Raw genomic sequence first — 18903 nt, forward strand, 5'->3', positions numbered from 1 at the left:
GATATACTTGTGCAAAACACTGGAAACCAGAGATTGGTACGGCAGGCCCTCGGTGATTTGCAACCCAGTTGTCCAAATAGCTGCACTTAAGCAGCCTGTTTATTGCGCTCAATTTCCTGCAATTTTCCAGGGTTGAGCGATACGGCTCCGGCGACTTTCCAGTTTCGAATGTCACCAGACCAACGCCTGGAGTTCAGGCTCTGAGCAGTGCCAGCTTTTATAAATGGCGCGCCAAGTTCGGTGACATGGATGCATCCATGATGGCCCGGCTGAAGGAGCTGGAGGATGAGAATCGGCGGCTCAAGAAGATGTATGCCGAAGAACGACTGAAAGCCGACATCCTGAAGGAGGCCATCGAAAAAAAGTGGTAAAGCCGTCTCGTCGCCGTGAGATGGCGCAGAAAGCCGTTAACGAAAAGGGTGTGAGCATCCGATCGTCCTGCGCAATGTTCAGCATCAGCGAGACCTGCTACCGCTACCAGGCCAAGCTCAGCGATGAAAACGCCGAGATTGCCGATTGGCTGATCCGTCTGACGCATAACCACAGGAACTGGGGCTTTGGTCTGTGTTTTTTGCACCTGCGTAATGTGAAGCGCTTTGGCTGTAACCACAAGCGGGTTTACCGCATATACCGGGAGCTGGAATTAAACCTGCGGATCAAGCCAAAGAAACGCCTGGTTCGTGAGAAACCTGAGCCGTTAGCGGTGCCGGAAATCATCAACGACAGTTGGTCAATGGACTTCATGCATGACCAGCTCAGTGACGGTCGCAGTTACCGACTGCTGAACGTGATTGACGACTTTAACCGCGAAGGTCTTGGCATTGAAGTGGACTTCTCGTTGCCGACAGAACGTGTCATCCGGGCACTGGACAGATCATGGAATGGCGTGGAAAACCGCGCTCCATTCGCTGTGACAACGTCCGGAGTATATCAGCACCAAGCTGTCGACATGGGCTGAGAACCAGGCCATCAAACTGGTGTTTATCCAGCCGGGCAAGCCCCAGCAGAATGCCTACATCGAACGCTACAACCGAACCGTGCGTTACGACTGGCTAGCACAGTATCTGTTCGGCAGTACCGAAGAGGTCCAGGACTACGCCACTCGCTGGCTCTGGCATTACAATAATGAACGACCCAATATGGGACTCGGAGGGATTACCCCTCAACAGAAATTGGCCATAATGGCCTGAGGTCGACTTTTGAACCCCGTTATAAATGGGGGGATTACCGGATCACCGGACGCTTACTACTCTCCGACATTAATTTATAGCCTATTATTGCGGTGGCCCAGACCTGGAAGCTCAGAGAACGGCAGAAGCTCCATGTTGGCCTGACGATGGGGTACGTAGTACTAACAGATATCCGTTGTATCGAATGCGGCACTCGACCGAGGTCACGAAGTCGGAATGCCATGGTCACAGCGACGCTTATTATGGACCATCTCCGAGGTAATGCCACCGTCGTTAAATCCTAATTAGTACGTCGCCTCCAGGGTGCAACTGTCCTGAGTGAGGAAGACCATTGCGATTTCGCTGTTCCAGCTGCGGATATCAAAATGTTCCAAGCAGCGCTAGCTTCATTCCCTGGATAGACCAACGCCTTTGAGCATCCTAGCTGCTGGGGCTACTGGCCTAGCTGCGAAACAATGCTCTTTCTAACCTCATCCTTTTCTGTTTAGCATCTTCTAAGTTATGTTGATCTTCAGGCGGGACGGTAACAAACCCAGTCAGTTGCTCGATCTCTGAAACATAACGCGTTAAAAAGGGATAGCGAATGTCAGCAGTACCGTCACCAAGCATTTTCTGGTTAAAGGACCGGAACATGTCAACCTCATATGGACAGCTCTTTAAAACGTTAACATCTATTTGCCCGCTCCAGCGCCTTTCGTGCTGCTGGTAACGTTGGGAAGTTCACAGCGCTACTTGTCTCACCCCCTATCGCCTCCGAAGTGATGGGGTTGATGTGGACAACTTCCGGCGGTAACGCGGCTTTTGGTTTCCCTTGGCAGAAGCGTTCCGGATGGTCTCTATAATACCGGTCCAGCGTTGCTTGCCGCACTTGGCCCACGGTTTGATAGTTGCCGGTGTAGACCTGAGTCGGCGTAAAGCCGGCCAGCCCGCTGTGGTGGTGTTCATGGTTGTACCAGCAAAAATAATCCGCTGCCCATAACCGTGCATATTCCAGGCTGTCAAAGCGTCCGGGAAAGTCAGGTTGCGTTTTGAGTGTTTTAAACTGGCTTTCACTGAATGGATTGTCATTACTGACTCTGGGGCGGCTGTGGCTGCAGACCACGCCCACATCGGCCATCAGGTCGAGAAAGCTCTGGGCGATCATAGGCGATCCACGGTCCTGGTGCAGGGTGACCCCGCGGTTGGTCAGCCCATATCGTGTCAGTGTTTGTTCCATGAGCTGCTGCGCCAGTTGACTGTTCTCTTTGCGGGAGATCATCCAAGCCACGACATAGCGGCTGAACAGGTCCATAACCACATACAGGTTCAGGTAGTTACCCCGGCGTGTAGTCGCCAATTTCGTAATATCCCACGTCCAAACTTCGTTTGGCCGTGTCGCGGTCAGGCGCGGTATAGCATGCGACTGAGGCGCACGTTGATTCCGGCGATCACCGGTCTGATTGGCTTGTCGCAGCACGCGATACAGTGTGCTGAGCGAGGCCAGGCACTCACCACGTTCCAGCAGCGTGTGATAGACCTGATACGGCGTTTGATCACAGAACTCGGGTTCGTTCATCCGCTCAAGTATCTGCACACGCTCCGAGGTTAAGAGCGCTCTGGGCTGCGGCGTCGTTTTACGAGAGCGCCTGACTGGGTCTGGTGCTGTGCTCTGACGTCGTCGCCACGCGTAAACGGTGCTCCGGTTCAGTCCCAAAGCATCACAGGCAGAGCGGAACGGAATGTGCGCCGGGCGCGCCTCAAGGACGGTCATGATGGATCGCTCCCATTGTTCGACAGATCGAGCATCGACAAGGCTTTTTTTTGGAGATCCACACAGTCTTCAGTCACCCGCAACCGGTGCTGCGTTTTGGTCAGCTCTTTCTCTAGCTGCTCAATGCGCTTCTGGTCCGGTGTTTTTGACGCTTTAGGCCCCGGCGCAGACTTGGATAAAGCAGCCTCGCCACCGACTTCCAACTGCTTACGCCAATCACGCAACTGGTTGCTATAGAGGTTTTCACGGCGTAATAAAGGGCCGAGTTCACCGTAGGCGCATTGATCCGCTTCGGCCAGTATTCTCAGCTTGTACTTTGTGGAAAATCGGCGACGGGTCCGCTTCTCCAACTGACTGTCTGGCAAGATGTGATTATCGGGTATCTGTGACTCAGGTTTTGGCATTGCTTACACTCCTCAATCCGCGCCCTGAAATCTATGTTAACTCATAGACCGGGTGTATGGACTGAGGTTGACACACAGGGGGACCAAGCGACGGCCACGGTTATGCTAGCTTGGTCAATGGAATCTTCAGTTGTATTCAAGGGCCATTCGATTATGTCCTTTTCAAGTTCTGCAAAAGCTGCCTGGAGTTGCCCACAGACACGTGAGACCCACGGCTCATGCTGTTTTTCGATCGGGCGTAAATTTCTTTCATACACAATTTGAATTGTCTTCTCGCAAGCAGCTAGCGCTAGACCTATTTGACGCAATGATCTGCTCCGCTCCTGTCTGGTTTCGGGCATTAGCTTTCTTTTATTCTGTTGTTCAGTCTCAAAATAATCGAGTATCAAACTGGAATCGAGAAGAATAGTTTGGTCATCTAGCACGAGAGTCGGGGCCTTAAGGACTGGATTTATGCTCTTAAACCTTTCCAGATTGCTAAATACAGACATAGGCTCGTGTTTAAAATGAATCCCATAGTAGTTGAGAGAGATTGCTACTCTGCGGACGTATGGTGAGTCTAAAGTTCCGATAAGTTTCATTATTTTATCCTTTAACTGAAGGTGTTTGAAGGAGTCCCCTCTTGCTTTAGGCATACGTACTTATTGTCTGGACCCAATACATTTAAGTGTAAAAATGAAACCAAATAGAGCTACAAAGCCAGCAATAGCGCATACACCAATCCATCCGAAAATGGAAAGGAAATACGATCCTGCGCTTGAACCCAAAGCGCCAGCACCATAATAAAAGCACATATATACGCTCAACGTTCTATTTCTCGCATCAGGATTGGCATCTAGGACTCTCGTTTGATTAGCAACTTGAGCGGCAAAGACGCCCATATCGAAAAGAACTACCCCTAACCCGAGAAGCCACAAATTGCTGTTTCCCACTGCAAGAGATACTACACCTAAGATGATAACGGCGAACGAATATAGGATAACGCGTTTACTTCCAATCGGAACATGTCAACCTCATATGGACAGCTCTTTAAAACGTTAACATCTATTTGCCCGCTCCAGCGCCTTTCGTGCTGCTGGTAACGTTGGGAAGTTCACAGCGCTACTTGTCTCACCCCCTATCGCCTCCGAAGTGATGGGGTTGATGTGGACAACTTCCGGCGGTAACGCGGCTTTTGGTTTCCCTTGGCAGAAGCGTTCCGGATGGTCTCTATAATACCGGTCCAGCGTTGCTTGCCGCACTTGGCCCACGGTTTGATAGTTGCCGGTGTAGACCTGAGTCGGCGTAAAGCCGGCCAGCCCGCTGTGGTGGTGTTCATGGTTGTACCAGCAAAAATAATCCGCTGCCCATAACCGTGCATATTCCAGGCTGTCAAAGCGTCCGGGAAAGTCAGGTTGCGTTTTGAGTGTTTTAAACTGGCTTTCACTGAATGGATTGTCATTACTGACTCTGGGGCGGCTGTGGCTGCAGACCACGCCCACATCGGCCATCAGGTCGAGAAAGCTCTGGGCGATCATAGGCGATCCACGGTCCTGGTGCAGGGTGACCCCGCGGTTGGTCAGCCCATATCGTGTCAGTGTTTGTTCCATGAGCTGCTGCGCCAGTTGACTGTTCTCTTTGCGGGAGATCATCCAAGCCACGACATAGCGGCTGAACAGGTCCATAACCACATACAGGTTCAGGTAGTTACCCCGGCGTGTAGTCGCCAATTTCGTAATATCCCACGTCCAAACTTCGTTTGGCCGTGTCGCGGTCAGGCGCGGTATAGCATGCGACTGAGGCGCACGTTGATTCCGGCGATCACCGGTCTGATTGGCTTGTCGCAGCACGCGATACAGTGTGCTGAGCGAGGCCAGGCACTCACCACGTTCCAGCAGCGTGTGATAGACCTGATACGGCGTTTGATCACAGAACTCGGGTTCGTTCATCCGCTCAAGTATCTGCACACGCTCCGAGGTTAAGAGCGCTCTGGGCTGCGGCGTCGTTTTACGAGAGCGCCTGACTGGGTCTGGTGCTGTGCTCTGACGTCGTCGCCACGCGTAAACGGTGCTCCGGTTCAGTCCCAAAGCATCACAGGCAGAGCGGAACGGAATGTGCGCCGGGCGCGCCTCAAGGACGGTCATGATGGATCGCTCCCATTGTTCGACAGATCGAGCATCGACAAGGCTTTTTTTTGGAGATCCACACAGTCTTCAGTCACCCGCAACCGGTGCTGCGTTTTGGTCAGCTCTTTCTCTAGCTGCTCAATGCGCTTCTGGTCCGGTGTTTTTGACGCTTTAGGCCCCGGCGCAGACTTGGATAAAGCAGCCTCGCCACCGACTTCCAACTGCTTACGCCAATCACGCAACTGGTTGCTATAGAGGTTTTCACGGCGTAATAAAGGGCCGAGTTCACCGTAGGCGCATTGATCCGCTTCGGCCAGTATTCTCAGCTTGTACTTTGTGGAAAATCGGCGACGGGTCCGCTTCTCCAACTGACTGTCTGGCAAGATGTGATTATCGGGTATCTGTGACTCAGGTTTTGGCATTGCTTACACTCCTCAATCCGCGCCCTGAAATCTATGTTAACTCATAGACCGGGTGTATGGACTGAGGTTGACACACAGGGCAATTCTATCCGCGAGAGCACCTGCGGGCCTCGTAACAAGTACCCCTGCTAGACCAGCAAATCCGAAAAGCCCGATTCCTGTTGAAGAAAGAGAGAATTCATTCGCCAGATATACGGATAATGAAACCCAAAGTATGCTAAAAACGAAGAACCAACAGCACCCTGCGACCACGCTAGCCCTCAGCGAGGCATGCTTGATGAAAATATCAGGCAGGCTCTTAATGAGTCCCCAGTAGCTGTCTGATGCACGTTCGTCCGAACCCCAACTGGGCAGCGCTTTTAAGGAGATGATTGCTATGAGCGCAGTCATGGCGGCAAGAGTTGCAAGCATGATTCTCCAGCCGTATTGCTCTGACAGAGCTCCACTTACGATTCTGCTAAGTACGATGCCCGAGGAGATGCCTGCCATTATCGCGCCCATTGTGGCGCCGCGGCTTCCGGCAGGAGAGGCACGAAAGCCCAACGAACTTATCTGTAAACTGCTGGAAGACATTAGCCCTACTAGAAAAAGGGCAGAAGCCAGCATGACAAAACTAGGGGATAGCGCACTTAAAAGCAGGACCATACTTAAAGTGATCTGCTGGATGATGATCACTTTTTTCAGGTTGAAGATATCTCCCAAGGGGACCAGGAAAATAATGCCTAGAAGATATCCAGCCTGTGTGGCACCAGCGAGTATGCCGGTAGCTGAAATTGAGACTCCTAGCGAGTCTGCTACATCTGGCAGCACAGGATGCATGACGTAATTGTTGGCCATCGCGGCCCCCGCCGCCGCAGCCATAAATACGCTCACCCAGGAGGTAAGAGCGCCAGAGGACTTGTTCTGTTGGGCTTGGGATTCTCGACGTATTTCAGCTCCGGCCGAAGGCGTAACATTGCTGTATTTCGATACCATGGTAGGTCTCCCGCTGGCTTTTGTTGAACGTCCCACACCTTACCAGTACAATCAAACGATATTATCTGGACAACTCGTGCAGGAATCGTGAATCATGTCAGCAACCCTTGATATAGACCTACTCCGCTCTTTTCACACGATCGTTAGGTTCGGCCAGTTTCGCGCTGCGTCTACTCATCTCAGCCGCAGCCCCTCTACAATTAGTATGCACGTGAGACGGTTAGAGGAATTGCTTGGAGGGCAGTTGTTCGAGCGGGACAACCAGGCTGTAACCCTTACCCCAGTTGGAAGACGATTCTACGTGCAGACCTCTGGCTATCTGCAGATGCATGATAGGCTCCTCGCTGGCTTTCGGGAGGAAGGCATTACATCGGGTAAAGTCCGGCTTGGTGTCTCTGAGGAGTATGGGGATGTTCTATTTCGTGGGCTGCTCCCGCCGCTCGCCGCGGAATATCCCGGGATTGAGTTAGAAGTGGTCACTGGGTATAGCGGGTCTTTAGCTTCTCTTCTTTCTCGCGGAAAGCTGGATATTGCTCTTCTTGTGGATCTTTTAGACATAGAACGAAACACGGATCCGTTATCGCAGGACCTGGGCCTCACCCAGCCAGTCTGGGTCTCGGCCCACAGCTATAGAATAGATGCAGAAAATGAGATTCCACTGGCTCTTCATGGAGAGGGCTGCCCTTATAGAGCTGCAGCCATTGATGCGCTGACTAAGCTGGGGACCCAATGGAGGCCGATGGTCATAAGTGCCACTCCTAACGCACTGAAGTTAGCTATAAAGGCCGGAGTAGCTGTGGGTATCCTAGACCGCGGGCAAGTTGATGCTGGTATGAAATTGCTTCAACCAAGTGATGGTTTTCCAGCACTGCCTGCTTATTCTGTCCGGCTGAAGTTCTCTTCTCAGCAGGTAAGTGAAGCATGCTCAGCTGTAGCCCGATTGGTGAGCAGCTGCTTTATAGGCGCCGAGCATGTTGAAGCAGGTTCGCTAACAAAGAAGGTCTCCTGACCTCTACGCCGCCATACCTGATCAAATAAGGTCAGACGGCAAGGTCAGAAAGAGTTCTCAGGTAGAGCATATTTTATGAGTAGCCTTGATCACCAAACTCAGGGTTTTTTCCTGCTGCCAGTAAAAGCTTGTCTATTAGTGCCCTAATTTCAGGTGAAGTATTGGCGGACTCGCCCCACAGTATGCGGTACTCATATGGCGATTTAAGAACGTACCTGTCGCCGAAAATCTTCACGAGTGTTTTTTCTCTTATTGCGTCTACGCCGACCGCGGTACTCCCTATCATTATGCCCCATTCATTAACACTTCTTGCATGGCGCAGCCAACGCGAGTAAAGGTCAACAAAGGAGTTGGGCATCGTTCCGAAAGTTTAAAAGTCTCAAACCACTCACTCCAACAGGCGTCACCTCTACCCGCAACGGTATACCATGGAGAATGTATTAATATGGCATTGAGCATGTCTTCTGGCTGATTGATCGGTCCATATTGACCTAGATAGCGCTGAGTGCAGAGCGGCAGAAAGCTCTCTTCTATTAGGCATCTAGACATCGTGGTGTGATCCGAATTCACAGGAAGGTACCGTATAGCTACGTCCGCCTCCATTTCCTCAATGCTTCTTAGCGCGGGGGTCGCGTCCACGGTAAGCTGCAAGGGACCAGGCTGTGTCTCCAAGATGTCTGCCATTCTGTTACTGAGCCAGTGGCTTGCCATCGAAATCGTGCATGTGAGTATAATTGCTCCATCCTTATTTGGACTTATCTTTTCGGTAGCAGCTTGAAGTATTGTGAACGCTTTTGAGACTCTGCTAGCAAGCTCCTTCCCCTGCGCGGTCAAAGTCACTTTGTTTGATCCTCTTGCAAAAAGAGTGACATGCAGCGACTCCTCAAGTGCACGGATCTGACGGCTTACGGCGCCTAGCGAGGTTGATACGATCTGGGACGCCTTGAACGTTGTTTATGATGGTGCCCGTATTGCTTACGGTAACGCAACGGGCAACGATCAAATGGTGGCGGAAGCGACCACGGATATGGCCGTTGATTTGGCGGCTATGTTTGTCCCATATTTGCCCGCGGGTAGCAGCAAATTGGCAAGAATGGGTGATAAAACGAGCGACACTGCGAAAGGTGCACACAATGCTAGTGAACCCAATCGCATATACTCAGCACGGGAGTTGGAACGTCGATCTGAAGATCCAAGAACCAATAACACTCCGAATCCCAACCATAATTTCCCAGAGTCCTTTAATGCTGAAATATTTAAGGGAAATAAGACGGTAGTTAATGATAACTATCACCTATACACAAAAAACGGTAGCCTGAACGGGCGCTCAGGAGCGTTCGAAATAGGTGTGCGTACTTCTGGGTCAGGTAGAACAGAGGTCATTACACATCGATTCTTCAGGCCCGACAAGAAATAGGACAGGAAAGAGAACAATGGAGGAAAATGAATGTAAATTTGAATACCGAGTGCTTAGTGAGCTGCCTGGAGGTGATACGGAAATAGTGTATATACCTAATAAATATCCGGGTGTCAGGCGTGATGGAGTAATGGTGAAGTTTTTACCTAAGAATGGAAAGCCTTGGGTTGGCATATTTGCATTTGGCGATATGTTACCGAAAGGAGAATCTCAGGTGCTCTCTGGGCCTGGCTCTAAGCACTTTACTATCATGGCCAAGGGTGATGCTTATATAGCATCGCCTTACAATCCGGAATCGATTGTCCATGTGAAATCGTGCCCTGCTATCAGGGCAATCCCTATTCCAAGCCGAAACCTTATGTTGTTCCATGACTATACTGAACTTGTGGCATATAACGAAAAAGGGATTGCTTGGGAAACGGAAAGAATATCTTGGGATGGAATTGAAATCGATGAAGTAACTGACACAAAAATTATAGGAAAAAGTTGGGATGCTCCGACCGAAAAGCATGTTAAATTTATTGTTGATTTAATAGATGGTAGCCACAAAGGTGGATCATCACCCCCCTATTGATGATAGAGGCTTAGATTGTAACGTGGTCGCATCCGTGAAATTAAGCGGACTGATGGCAGAGATTTAGACCGCGCTGACAACGCCTTAAGAGGTGGAGCGATGAGGGAACGCAGGAACCGTGGCGATAGGGGAGGCTGATAATGACTCAATTTGCGTTAGTTAGAGCCAGAAATAGTAGTCCTCACTTAAAGCCCGTTGACGAGATACCCGTGGTTTTCTGATGCAGGAAACCCATCAGGAAACGGGCACGACGGTATACGGCCGCGATAATGCTGGCAACATGACCAGCAAAGAAATTGGCTTAAGTGGCATTGTGGAAACTCGGACTTACGATGGCCTGAATCGGGTGGAGGCCATTTCCTATTCCGATGGTACTCCAACCGCCACATTCTCCTACGATGACAACAGCTACGTAACCTCTGTGTCTAATTCGACCTCCACTCGTACCTACAACTATGACCTGAACGGCAACCTGAAGGCCGAATCGCTCACTATTGGCAGCGCCACTTACGATGTGTCCTACGGAATTGACAACCTGGATTACCTGAGCAGCATGACCTACCCAAGTGGCCGTGTGGTTGATTACGGCACCAATGCGTTCGGCTGGCAGACCCAGGCGGCACCCTACGTTAGCTCCGTTACGCATTACCCCTCCGGTTCGTTGGATACCATGAGCTATGCAAACGGTGTAGTAACAGATCAGAACCTCGATAGTCGACTGCGGCCTGATTCGCTTGTGGCAGGTAATGGCCAACTCAACTTCGTTGATCTGCAATTCGGGTACGACCTGGCAGGCAATCTGGATAGCGTTGTCGATAACGTGGGCTCACTGCACGACAGAACAATCGGTTATGACGGTGCCAATCGCTTGACCTCAGCTACCGGCCCATGGGGCACGGAGACGATCTCTTACGATGGCCGAGGCAATATACTTACCCGTGACCGCAATGGCGATTTGCAGGAGTATTACTACAGCTCCGACAAAATGACGTACCGGGTTTTCCCAAACTTCTACTACATCATCGCTCACGATGCCCGAGGCAATATGACCAGTGACGGGCTGAATATCATGGTGTATGACGGTGCTGGCAATCTGCGGACAGCGGATAACGGCACCCTAATTCGTTGACTACGACTACGACGGAGCAAACACCCGAGTGAAGCGGGAAACGCCGTCAGAGACCACCAACATTGTTTACAAGGCCTCTGGTGATCTCTTGGGAGAATACGAGCCTCAAGGCGGCTTTAAGGAATATATCTATGTCGATTCGCAGGTGGCCGCCAAGGTAACCGACTCAACCACCGTTGTTGGCCAATGAGCATCAAGGAGGATCTGTCATGAATCAATTCATCATCAAGCACCTGTGGGCTCTTTCGCTTTTACTTTTGACGGCTTTGCCGCTCAAGGCTGCAGAGGTCGTCACCTACTATCACAATGACTATCTGGGTTCACCCATTGCAAGTACCGACAGCTCAGGCGCGGTGGTTTGGCAGCAAACCTATGATCCCTGGGGCCTCAAACTCAAAACCAACACTGACGCGCGCGGTTATACTGGAAACTGGCTGGATGAGGAAACCGGCCTCGCGGATCACAAGGCACGTTGGTATACGTCTTCGATCGGTCGTTTTACGGCCATCGATCCGGTGAAATGGCACGAGTCGAACATTCATTCGTTCAACCGATACGCCTACGCCAGCAATAGTCCGTATACCTATGTTGACACCAACGGGCGTAATGCTGTCACGGCATTCGGTGGGTTGCTTGTTGAGTCCTACAACGCGGTGATGGGCAAAGGGTTCGATATTGGAAGGATTCAGGGTGCCTTAGCCGATGGGTACAACGGTGAGGGTGCTGGTTTTGCCAGTTCTTTATACCAGGACGCAGAGTCATTTATTCCAATTGGGGCGATTGCTGGAGCCTTGGTGAAAAGTGCCAAGCTTGCCAAGGTGGCTGCTACGAAGGGCGCAGGGAAAGGGTTGGGTAACCCGTTTAAGAATAAGTCCGCTAAAGAAATTGATGATATGTTTACGAAGAAGGGTTTTGAAAAGAGGGGGCCTGATCCTGCAGGCGGTACTGGTGGTTATGTAAACCCTAAAACAGGCCGTTCATACCATATTGATCCTAAAGAGTGGGGTAAGTTTCCAGAGCCCAACCATGTCGATGTAAATAGAGCTAAGTCGTATAAAGGCTCTCTTGATAAGAAAAAGTTGCCTTTCAAGGAATAACAGTTATGTCTACAAATCAATTAATCTTAAATTTTCAGAAGTATATTCTTTCTTGTTGGCCACAATTAAGTGTAATTATGGGTAATCTGGACTGGGATAATGATCCATATTTTGTTGACAATTGGGTCCAGGCAAATTGGGAATTAATGGTGGAGAAGCAGTTGCTCGATAAGGAGCAGTTTTTGCCGCCCTATGGCTATGATGTTAAACCGGAATGCAGGCATACCAACATAGGAAAGGCGGCTACACATAGAGTTCTAGTCAGTATGAAGGGAGATGATAAAAAATACTGCTTTCTGAGTTTTACTTCAAAAGATTTGAACTCGACTAAATTTGAACCGCCTCTCAAAGATGTTTCGGTAAAAGATTTATCCACCGGTGATATTTCATATCTAGAGTTGAATAAGGTAGATTTTTCGATTGAAAACTTAAGCTAATGTTACAAAGAAGGGAGACTTTCATGAAGTTCTTACCTCCTCTTCGATATCTGGTACAACTCGAAGTGCTCATAGGAATTCAGCTAATAAAAATTTAGCTAACGCTCTTGAAGGTGATTCTAATTTTGCGCAAGGCATGAATAAACTCCTGGGCAAAGACGCCCTTCAGCATATGAAATCTGGTAAAAGTGGGTTGAAGAATCCACCTGGTACCGAATGGCATCACCCGAAAGGAGACGCAGGTACTATGCAGCTTTTACGAAAAGAGGTGCATCGTGATAAAAGCCTGCAAAATGTCTTGCATAAAGATGGTACGGATGGTTTTGCAGATCACTTCTAGTTGAGTTAGTTATGAATTTTCAAAAAATTAGAAACGAGTCATTGAAGAAAGCTAAAAATCTGGGTTATGAAACTAACCCAGCACTGCCTTTACTTGATAGTAGTTTATCGTTACGACCGGTTGATGAGGTTATTAGTCGAAGCCTAGCTCTTTTTGGCGTAGTGGCAGGATCTTATGGTTTTGATAAAGAATCTGCTATCAATTGGATTATGCAAGAAGGTGCTGCCGACCAATTAGCGGAAACAGAAAGAGAGTTTCTTGTTTCGGGAGAAGGAGATAGCTCTTATTTTCAGTCTCAGATTGAAGGGTTGAATGCTTTTGCATGGGCTTTAGGGGTTGTTAAGTCGATGCATTTTGATTCTGTGTGTGATAATACTTTGATTAAGCTCTTTCCAGATATTAAGAATGGTAAGAGTTCTTCTGAATATAAAGACCAATCTCAACTGCGCTCAATCGAAGAAATCTTATCAGCTTGTGATCTTGCTTATTGTCTTCACTGGGCTATAAGAGATGCTGATGTCAATAATCGAGATATTCCTGGATGTGTGGCTAGTCATGTAATTGTTGAGCGTAGAAGAGCATTAGAATGGATGCTTACTACAGAGGACTGGGACGAAGTCAGTCTGGATACCTAACTTAAGCCCCGCACTCGCGGGGCTTTTTAATGTGCGGTCTGTTGAATCACAGTCTCTAACATCTCACTTACAAACTTCTGTTTAGCCTTGGGTAGCAAGGCTACTTGTTCGATTTGCCGTTGAAGCTTGGGCATCGGCCCTCGCTTAGCTGCTGTATCTTTAAGCCCTATCAGTTTATCCACACTAACCCCGAACAATTGCGCCAGTGTTGGTAGCATTGAAGCGGGAACCTTCCTGATTCCTTTTTCAAACGAGGCCATGTGCTGCTGAGAGATCCCCAGGTACTCCGCTAAGTGGCCTTGCGTCATATTGTGCTCTTTGCGTAGGTTGGCTATTTGTTGGCCAAGCGCTTGAAAGAATGTCTTATCGTCTTCAGTCATCTTATGTAGGTAATGGTCGATTACAGATGACATGATCTTAACCCCTCTTTTTAATTAATCCTCAAAGTGCTGCTGATAATACCTCAATATGAGGTATTATCAAGTCCAAGTTATTTTTATTGAAAAGCTATTGACAGGTTTTTGGGAGAATCGACATGGCAAGACTGGCAGATGACGTGATAAACCGCATCAAACAAGACGTGTCGTTACTACGATTGGTGGAAAGCCAAGGTCATAATGTGACCAAACAAGGGAAGGACTATGTGGTGTGTTGTCCTTTCCATGAGGAAAAAACGCCATCGTGTATTATCAGCCCAAAAACCAACCTCTTTAACTGCTTTGGCTGTGGTACGGGTGGCAGTGTCATTGACTGGGTGATGAAGACCCAAAGTGTAAGCTTCCGCTTTGCCTGCGAAATGCTGCAAAAAGACCTTGGCTTTGTGATCGAAAGCAGCACAACCGCCAAGACCAAAAACACCACGACAAAACTCACTCCTCCCTTAGCCGCTAATGCTGATAGTCAAACGGCTTTGCGCCAAGTGATTGATTTTTATCACGAGACCTTCAAACAGTCGCCCGAAGTTATCGAGTATTTACGCTCACGAGGCTTGGAACATCCCGAATTAATAGACCGCTTTAAATTAGGCTTTGCCAATCGCACCTTGGGTTATCGTCTGCCAGAAAAGAACCGTAAGGCCGGTGCGGAATTACGCGGTAAGCTGCAAGAAATCGGCATCTTACGCGATAGTGGTCACGAGCATTTTAACGGTTCGTTAGTGGTGCCGATCATGGATGAAAACGGTGTAATCAGCGAAGTCTATGGCCGTAAAATATTAGGACAGCGGTTAAGGAAAGGGACGGCCCAACATCTGTATTTACCTGGGCCACATAACGGTGTGTGGAATGTCGAAGCCTTCAAGGCTTGTAACGAAATTATTTTATGTGAAGCCTTAATTGATGCGATGACCTTCTGGGTTCACGGCTTTAGAAATGTGACTGCCAGCTATGGCACCAGTGGTTTTACTTCTTCTCACTTAGCCGCTTTTAAAAAATACGAAATCAAGCGTGTGCTCATTGCTTATGATCGAGATGCAGCAGGCAACAAAGCTGCCGAACAGTTAGCGGAGAAATTACAGGCCGAAGGCATAGACTGTTTTAGAATCTTGTTACCCAAAGGCATGGACGTTAACGAGTATGCCCAGCAGGTAACGCCAGCCCAAAAAACACTTGGGCTTGTGATTAGAAAAGCGGATTTTATGGGCAAAGGAAAACCCCCAGAGCGCCAGCTTGAGATGACTACCGTTGAACCAGCGTTCGATCTTGATACCGGCGAAATCTTCGATCAGGAACAGCCAGAAATAGAGCCTATCCCTGAAACCTCCAGCGCCTCACCGCTACCAGAACCCGCCGATAATGTAACTGCTGAAGTGAGTGAACCCCACCATGTCACCGTAGTTGTCGCCTAACCATTTTAGAGAACAACCACTCCCCATTACTCACCGAAACGTAAGTGAACGTAAACGCAGTTTCCCTATCGGCTGAGTCATGAACACTAAGCCGCTGAGAATTCGAAGAGCCAGGCGCGGTGGTGAAGGTTTGGTAGTTCCAAACCAAGACATCGCAACAACGCTATCCCGGCTCTTAGAGGCTCAGCAGGTTGTCCAGGGGCTGGTCGTAGCTGGGGGCGAAAACCTCCAGAAAATACGCTACTTCTGGCAGTGTTTCCTGAGTCAGCCGCCGGTGTATCTGCGCCGCAGCTGGCTCGAATTCGCGATTTCCTGCCGCCACTTCCGCGCGGCATTTTAGCCACGCCGATAACCTGTCTGCGGCTTTAATCAGTTTTTTCTCTTCCTCACCCAAAGCAGATTCCTGCACATAGGGCGCAAACACCTTTTGCAAATGTGGCGGCAATAACGCCAGCAGTTCGGCCTCGGCTTTGTGCTCAATGTCTCCGAACGCCTGGCGCATCACCTTCGAGTGATATTTTACCGGTGTCGGCAAATCCCCGGTAATCACCTCGGTGGCATCGTGGTAAAGCGCCGCCGCCGCAATACGGTCGGCGTTTACCGAACCGCCAAACTGTTCATTACGGATCAGCGCCAGGGCGTGGGCCAGAGTCGCGACCTCCCAAGAATGGGTGGCGACGTTTTCATCAATGGCGTTGCGCATCAGGCCCCAACGCTTTATCCAGCGCAGGCGGGAAATATAGGCAAAAAAGTGGCTCACAGGGCGACTCATAGTGGTTAGCGGGCGTCCAGAGTGAAATTTACGGCAATATTGCCATTGGCATCCACGCTGGCGTCGGTTTCTGGTGCGCGCACGAAGATCTGTTTCGGGTTTACACCGTGAGTATTCACCAGTAACTGGCGCAAAGCCATCGCGCGACTGTCAGCAAGGGCGCCAGGTGACTGAGCACCGGCGTCGGCCTCGGGCGCTGCTGCGCCGCGAATACTCAGAATGAGCTCTGGTTTCTGGTTCAAAACCTGCGCCAGCGCCGCCAACTTTTGGGTGCTGGCCTCGGTCAACTCGATACCACCCGGCGCAAAGCTGACCTGTTGCATCTGTTCGCCACCCAGACCGGCGATATCTGCCAACGTGCCTATCAGTGCAAACGGCGAGGTGGCCGCTTTTGTCAGCACGTTGACAAAAGCACGCATCATTATCTTGCCCACATGAAATTCGGGGTCTGCCAAATCGCCGTTTACCGGCACGTTTAATTCAATCACATTATTGCCGTCGCGCAACAACGCCAGCCCCAGCTTAATGGGTACGCCAACCGTCTGCTCGCTGGGAATGGGTTGGCCCAATTCCAAGCGGTTCAAAATAATCTGATTTGAGGCGTTAATACGGGTGCCTTGTAGCTGATAGTCCAACTTAAGATCCAGTTTTCCGCCGGCTATGCCGTACCCTAGATAACGGCCGGAATAGGGTGATAGGCGCGGCAACTCCAGGTTTTCCAGATTCAACACCAGGTCGCTTTGCTGGTCGGTACCCAATGTGGCGATAGAGCCGCTCATATCAAGATTGCCCACCTGATTGACCCTTCCCTTCAAGCTCACTCTACCCTGCTGTGGCGGAATATTACTCAAGCCACTAAGGTTGCCCTGAAGCTCCCCGAGGCGGGTAATCAGTTCGGGTTTCAGAGTGCGGTCGGTGTAGTCCACATCGGCGTTGTCTAACTGCAACTCGCCAATGCGAAATATAAAGCCCTGGTTTTCGTTAGCGTCCGCAGCCGTCGGCTTGCCTGCCGGAGCCAGCGTCAACAGATTGGTGATGTCGTGACTGCCATCGTTGTTGCGAGTAATGTTCGCGACAAGGTCGATTAGCGTTACGCGGCCGATTTCCAGGCGGGCCGGGTTCACGTTGTACTCAATGGGCGCTAGCTGCAGCGTCTGCCAAGCCAGCAGTGGTTGGCCACTGCCGGGCAGCCGGGTTTCCAGACCGGTCACTGAAGCACTTCCGCTAAAAGTGCCGGTCAGAGGTGAACGTTGCTGGTCCAGATTCAAACTACCATCGACTGACAGCAGCCCCGCCGGTAATTCTAATGCCATGCGTTGTTGCACATAAGGCGCGAACGCAGGCAATGCCAACTCGTTGCCCACAATGGCCATTTCCAGATTAAATGGTCGCGTGGTGAACTGGCCATTCAGGTCCAGACTACCACCACTGGCAAGAACGGCTTCTGCACGGTAATTTACCGGCTCGTCAAAGTGGTCCGTAAATGGCCCCAGGCTCAGGTTCAAGCCATTCAGTTGCAGCTCCGCAGCATTAGCAGGTACTTGGTCGCGCCAGTTTAACTGACCATCGCGAATGTTCACTCCGGCCACCGACCAGCGCAACCCCGGGCCGCTGTCGTACTGCCCAGAGCTGCTAGCCAAGCCTTCGTCCGCGGGCCGGACGCCAGCGACCAGCCAGTCGATGTCACCGTTGGCGCTGCGGTTCAGGCTCAATTCCGGCCCGTCGAACTCGATCTTGCCTGCCTCTATTCGCCTGGCGGCAAGGTCAAAACGAACCTGGTCAACAGTAAGGGCACCGCTGCGGAAGGCGACTTCACTAGGCTCGGCCGCCAAAGCCAGGGTTGCATCATCAAACGTCAGCTCGCCGTGCTGGGTCAACAACTCCATGGGTTGCGCTGCCTGCCATTGGTAATCAGTGCTGAGACTGACCCGGCCGGAACGCAATTGGTAGGGCATATAGGGCGCTAGCAGGTAAGACAGCACGCCCGGCCCCAGGTTATCAATACTCAGGCTGCCGCGGGAATACATCGGGTCTACTTCAAAACTGCCCTGCCAGCTCAACGCTTGTTGGTCCAGCACGGCCTCCAGCCGATATTGGCCAATATCGCCGGGCCGTGCCCAGGTCGCCAAATTCTGAAAACTGAAGGTAAGCGGTGTTATGCGGAACTCAACGCTGTCGTTCTGGCTGTTGTTTTGGCTAAAATCACGCAGCACCAGCGTGCCCGCACTCAAGTCACCCTGCTGCAAATAGATGCGAAGACTGCTCGGCCCGGTATCGCTCTGAATATCAGGAGTGTCTGCCGGCTGCCCGGCACGGGCCGGGGCTTGTTGCCAGTCGCGCAGCAGATTCAACTGCCCACCTGCCAACACATCCAGCCGCAACATGGGTTGCTCCAGCTCGACAGCTTGAAAACCGGCGGTACCGTTAAACAGGTCAAACGCCTTCAAATCAACATAAAGCCGCTGAAAGGCCAGCACCGGCTCGCCGTTTGCGTCGTTGGCCTGAAGATTCTGCAGCTCTGCGCTGAACGTAAAGGGATTGGCATGAACTTCGCCTACCATTGCCTGCCAGCCCAGCTGTTGCTGGGCGTAGTGCGGCAAATTTTTCTGCACCCACCAGGGCAACAGCAGAAATCCGCCCAGCGCGTAACACAGCAACAGAACGATCAATACAACCACAGCTAACCTTGGCCACAAGCTGCGTTGACGAATCTGGCGAATAGGGCGTTCAGCCACAAGGGTCTCCTTAAAGAATATTCGATGTACTGTGAGGATAGACGCCAAGCAGGCCCTTTGTCAGCT

The 18903-nt window shown here is 50.6% G+C and carries 17 protein-coding genes and 3 pseudogenes; 11 read left to right on the forward strand and 9 right to left on the reverse strand.

The window, feature by feature from the left end; translation table 11 throughout:
- The first annotated feature begins 95 nt into the window (after positions 1-95).
- A pseudogene (locus MIH18_RS11795) lies at positions 96-1190 on the forward strand (IS3 family transposase).
- Positions 1191-1854: 664 nt separating this feature from the next.
- Here MIH18_RS11795 and MIH18_RS11800 read toward each other — a convergent pair.
- The 6 genes and pseudogenes from MIH18_RS11800 to MIH18_RS11825 form a co-directional block, all read right to left on the reverse strand.
- A complete protein-coding gene (locus tag MIH18_RS11800; protein ID WP_249006780.1) occupies positions 1855-2940 on the reverse strand; it encodes an IS3 family transposase in 1086 nt (361 codons plus the stop codon).
- A complete protein-coding gene (locus MIH18_RS11805) occupies positions 2937-3344 on the reverse strand; it encodes a transposase (protein ID WP_249006779.1) in 408 nt (135 codons plus the stop codon). Before MIH18_RS11805 ends, MIH18_RS11800 begins: the two co-directional genes overlap by 4 nt.
- Before the next feature lie 83 nt (positions 3345-3427).
- Positions 3428-3925, reverse strand: a pseudogene (locus MIH18_RS11810) (glutathione S-transferase family protein); the annotation flags it as partial.
- Positions 3926-4381: 456 nt separating this feature from the next.
- A complete protein-coding gene (locus MIH18_RS11815; protein WP_249006780.1) occupies positions 4382-5467 on the reverse strand; it encodes an IS3 family transposase in 1086 nt (361 codons plus the stop codon).
- Positions 5464-5871: a transposase gene (locus tag MIH18_RS11820; protein ID WP_249006779.1), complete on the reverse strand. Its 408-nt coding sequence runs from the start codon at positions 5869-5871 to the stop codon at positions 5464-5466. The genes MIH18_RS11815 and MIH18_RS11820 overlap by 4 nt, the downstream gene beginning before the upstream one ends.
- A 36-nt stretch (positions 5872-5907) precedes the next feature.
- Positions 5908-6846: an MFS transporter gene (locus MIH18_RS11825; RefSeq protein ID WP_249012484.1), complete on the reverse strand. Its 939-nt coding sequence runs from the start codon at positions 6844-6846 to the stop codon at positions 5908-5910.
- A gap of 94 nt (positions 6847-6940) precedes the next feature.
- Between MIH18_RS11825 and MIH18_RS11830 the strand changes: the two genes are divergently transcribed.
- The 9 genes and pseudogenes from MIH18_RS11830 to MIH18_RS11870 all read left to right on the forward strand — a co-directional run bounded on the left by MIH18_RS11830 (position 6941) and on the right by MIH18_RS11870 (position 13484).
- Positions 6941-7855 (forward strand): LysR family transcriptional regulator, encoded by a 915-nt coding sequence (locus MIH18_RS11830; protein ID WP_249007129.1) that lies wholly within the window; start codon positions 6941-6943, stop codon positions 7853-7855.
- Between the two features lie 943 nt (positions 7856-8798).
- Complete coding sequence (locus MIH18_RS11835) at positions 8799-9272, forward strand: hypothetical protein (RefSeq protein WP_249012485.1); 474 nt, start codon at positions 8799-8801, stop codon at positions 9270-9272.
- Positions 9273-9288: 16 nt separating this feature from the next.
- The gene (locus tag MIH18_RS11840; protein ID WP_249012486.1) at positions 9289-9846 is read left to right on the forward strand and encodes a hypothetical protein; all 558 of its coding nucleotides are present in this window, start codon (positions 9289-9291) and stop codon (positions 9844-9846) included.
- A 220-nt stretch (positions 9847-10066) separates the two neighbouring features.
- Positions 10067-10975, forward strand: coding sequence for a hypothetical protein (locus MIH18_RS11845; protein ID WP_249012487.1), 909 nt, complete (start codon positions 10067-10069; stop codon positions 10973-10975).
- Positions 10976-11003: 28 nt separating this feature from the next.
- Positions 11004-11165: a hypothetical protein gene (locus tag MIH18_RS11850; protein ID WP_249012488.1), complete on the forward strand. Its 162-nt coding sequence runs from the start codon at positions 11004-11006 to the stop codon at positions 11163-11165.
- A 19-nt stretch (positions 11166-11184) separates the two neighbouring features.
- A complete protein-coding gene (locus tag MIH18_RS11855) occupies positions 11185-12072 on the forward strand; it encodes an RHS repeat-associated core domain-containing protein (protein WP_249012489.1) in 888 nt (295 codons plus the stop codon).
- A gap of 5 nt (positions 12073-12077) precedes the next feature.
- A complete protein-coding gene (locus tag MIH18_RS11860) occupies positions 12078-12509 on the forward strand; it encodes a hypothetical protein (RefSeq protein WP_249007124.1) in 432 nt (143 codons plus the stop codon).
- Between the two features lie 37 nt (positions 12510-12546).
- A pseudogene (locus MIH18_RS11865) lies at positions 12547-12849 on the forward strand (HNH endonuclease); the annotation flags it as partial.
- A gap of 11 nt (positions 12850-12860) precedes the next feature.
- The gene (locus MIH18_RS11870) at positions 12861-13484 is read left to right on the forward strand and encodes a DUF4272 domain-containing protein (protein WP_249007123.1); all 624 of its coding nucleotides are present in this window, start codon (positions 12861-12863) and stop codon (positions 13482-13484) included.
- Between the two features lie 26 nt (positions 13485-13510).
- Here MIH18_RS11870 and MIH18_RS11875 read toward each other — a convergent pair whose 3' ends face one another.
- Positions 13511-13897, reverse strand: a complete 387-nt coding sequence (locus MIH18_RS11875) for a helix-turn-helix transcriptional regulator (protein WP_249007122.1) — start codon at positions 13895-13897, stop codon at positions 13511-13513.
- Positions 13898-14019: 122 nt separating this feature from the next.
- On the opposite strand from MIH18_RS11875, the gene MIH18_RS11880 reads away from it, so the two are divergent.
- Positions 14020-15330 carry a CHC2 zinc finger domain-containing protein gene (locus MIH18_RS11880; protein ID WP_249012490.1) on the forward strand — a complete coding sequence of 437 codons (1311 nt, stop codon included), beginning with the start codon at positions 14020-14022 and terminating at the stop codon, positions 15328-15330.
- Between the two features lie 175 nt (positions 15331-15505).
- Here MIH18_RS11880 and yfbR read toward each other — a convergent pair whose 3' ends face one another.
- Complete coding sequence (yfbR, locus tag MIH18_RS11885) at positions 15506-16102, reverse strand: 5'-deoxynucleotidase (RefSeq protein WP_249007120.1); 597 nt, start codon at positions 16100-16102, stop codon at positions 15506-15508.
- Between the two features lie 5 nt (positions 16103-16107).
- Positions 16108-18837 carry a DUF748 domain-containing protein gene (locus MIH18_RS11890; RefSeq protein ID WP_249012491.1) on the reverse strand — a complete coding sequence of 910 codons (2730 nt, stop codon included), beginning with the start codon at positions 18835-18837 and terminating at the stop codon, positions 16108-16110.
- Between the last annotated feature and the right edge of the window lie 66 nt (positions 18838-18903).

Origin of the sequence: Marinobacter sp. M3C, assembly GCF_023311895.1 — a bacterium.
Taxonomy (GTDB): Bacteria; Pseudomonadota; Gammaproteobacteria; order Pseudomonadales; family Oleiphilaceae; genus Marinobacter.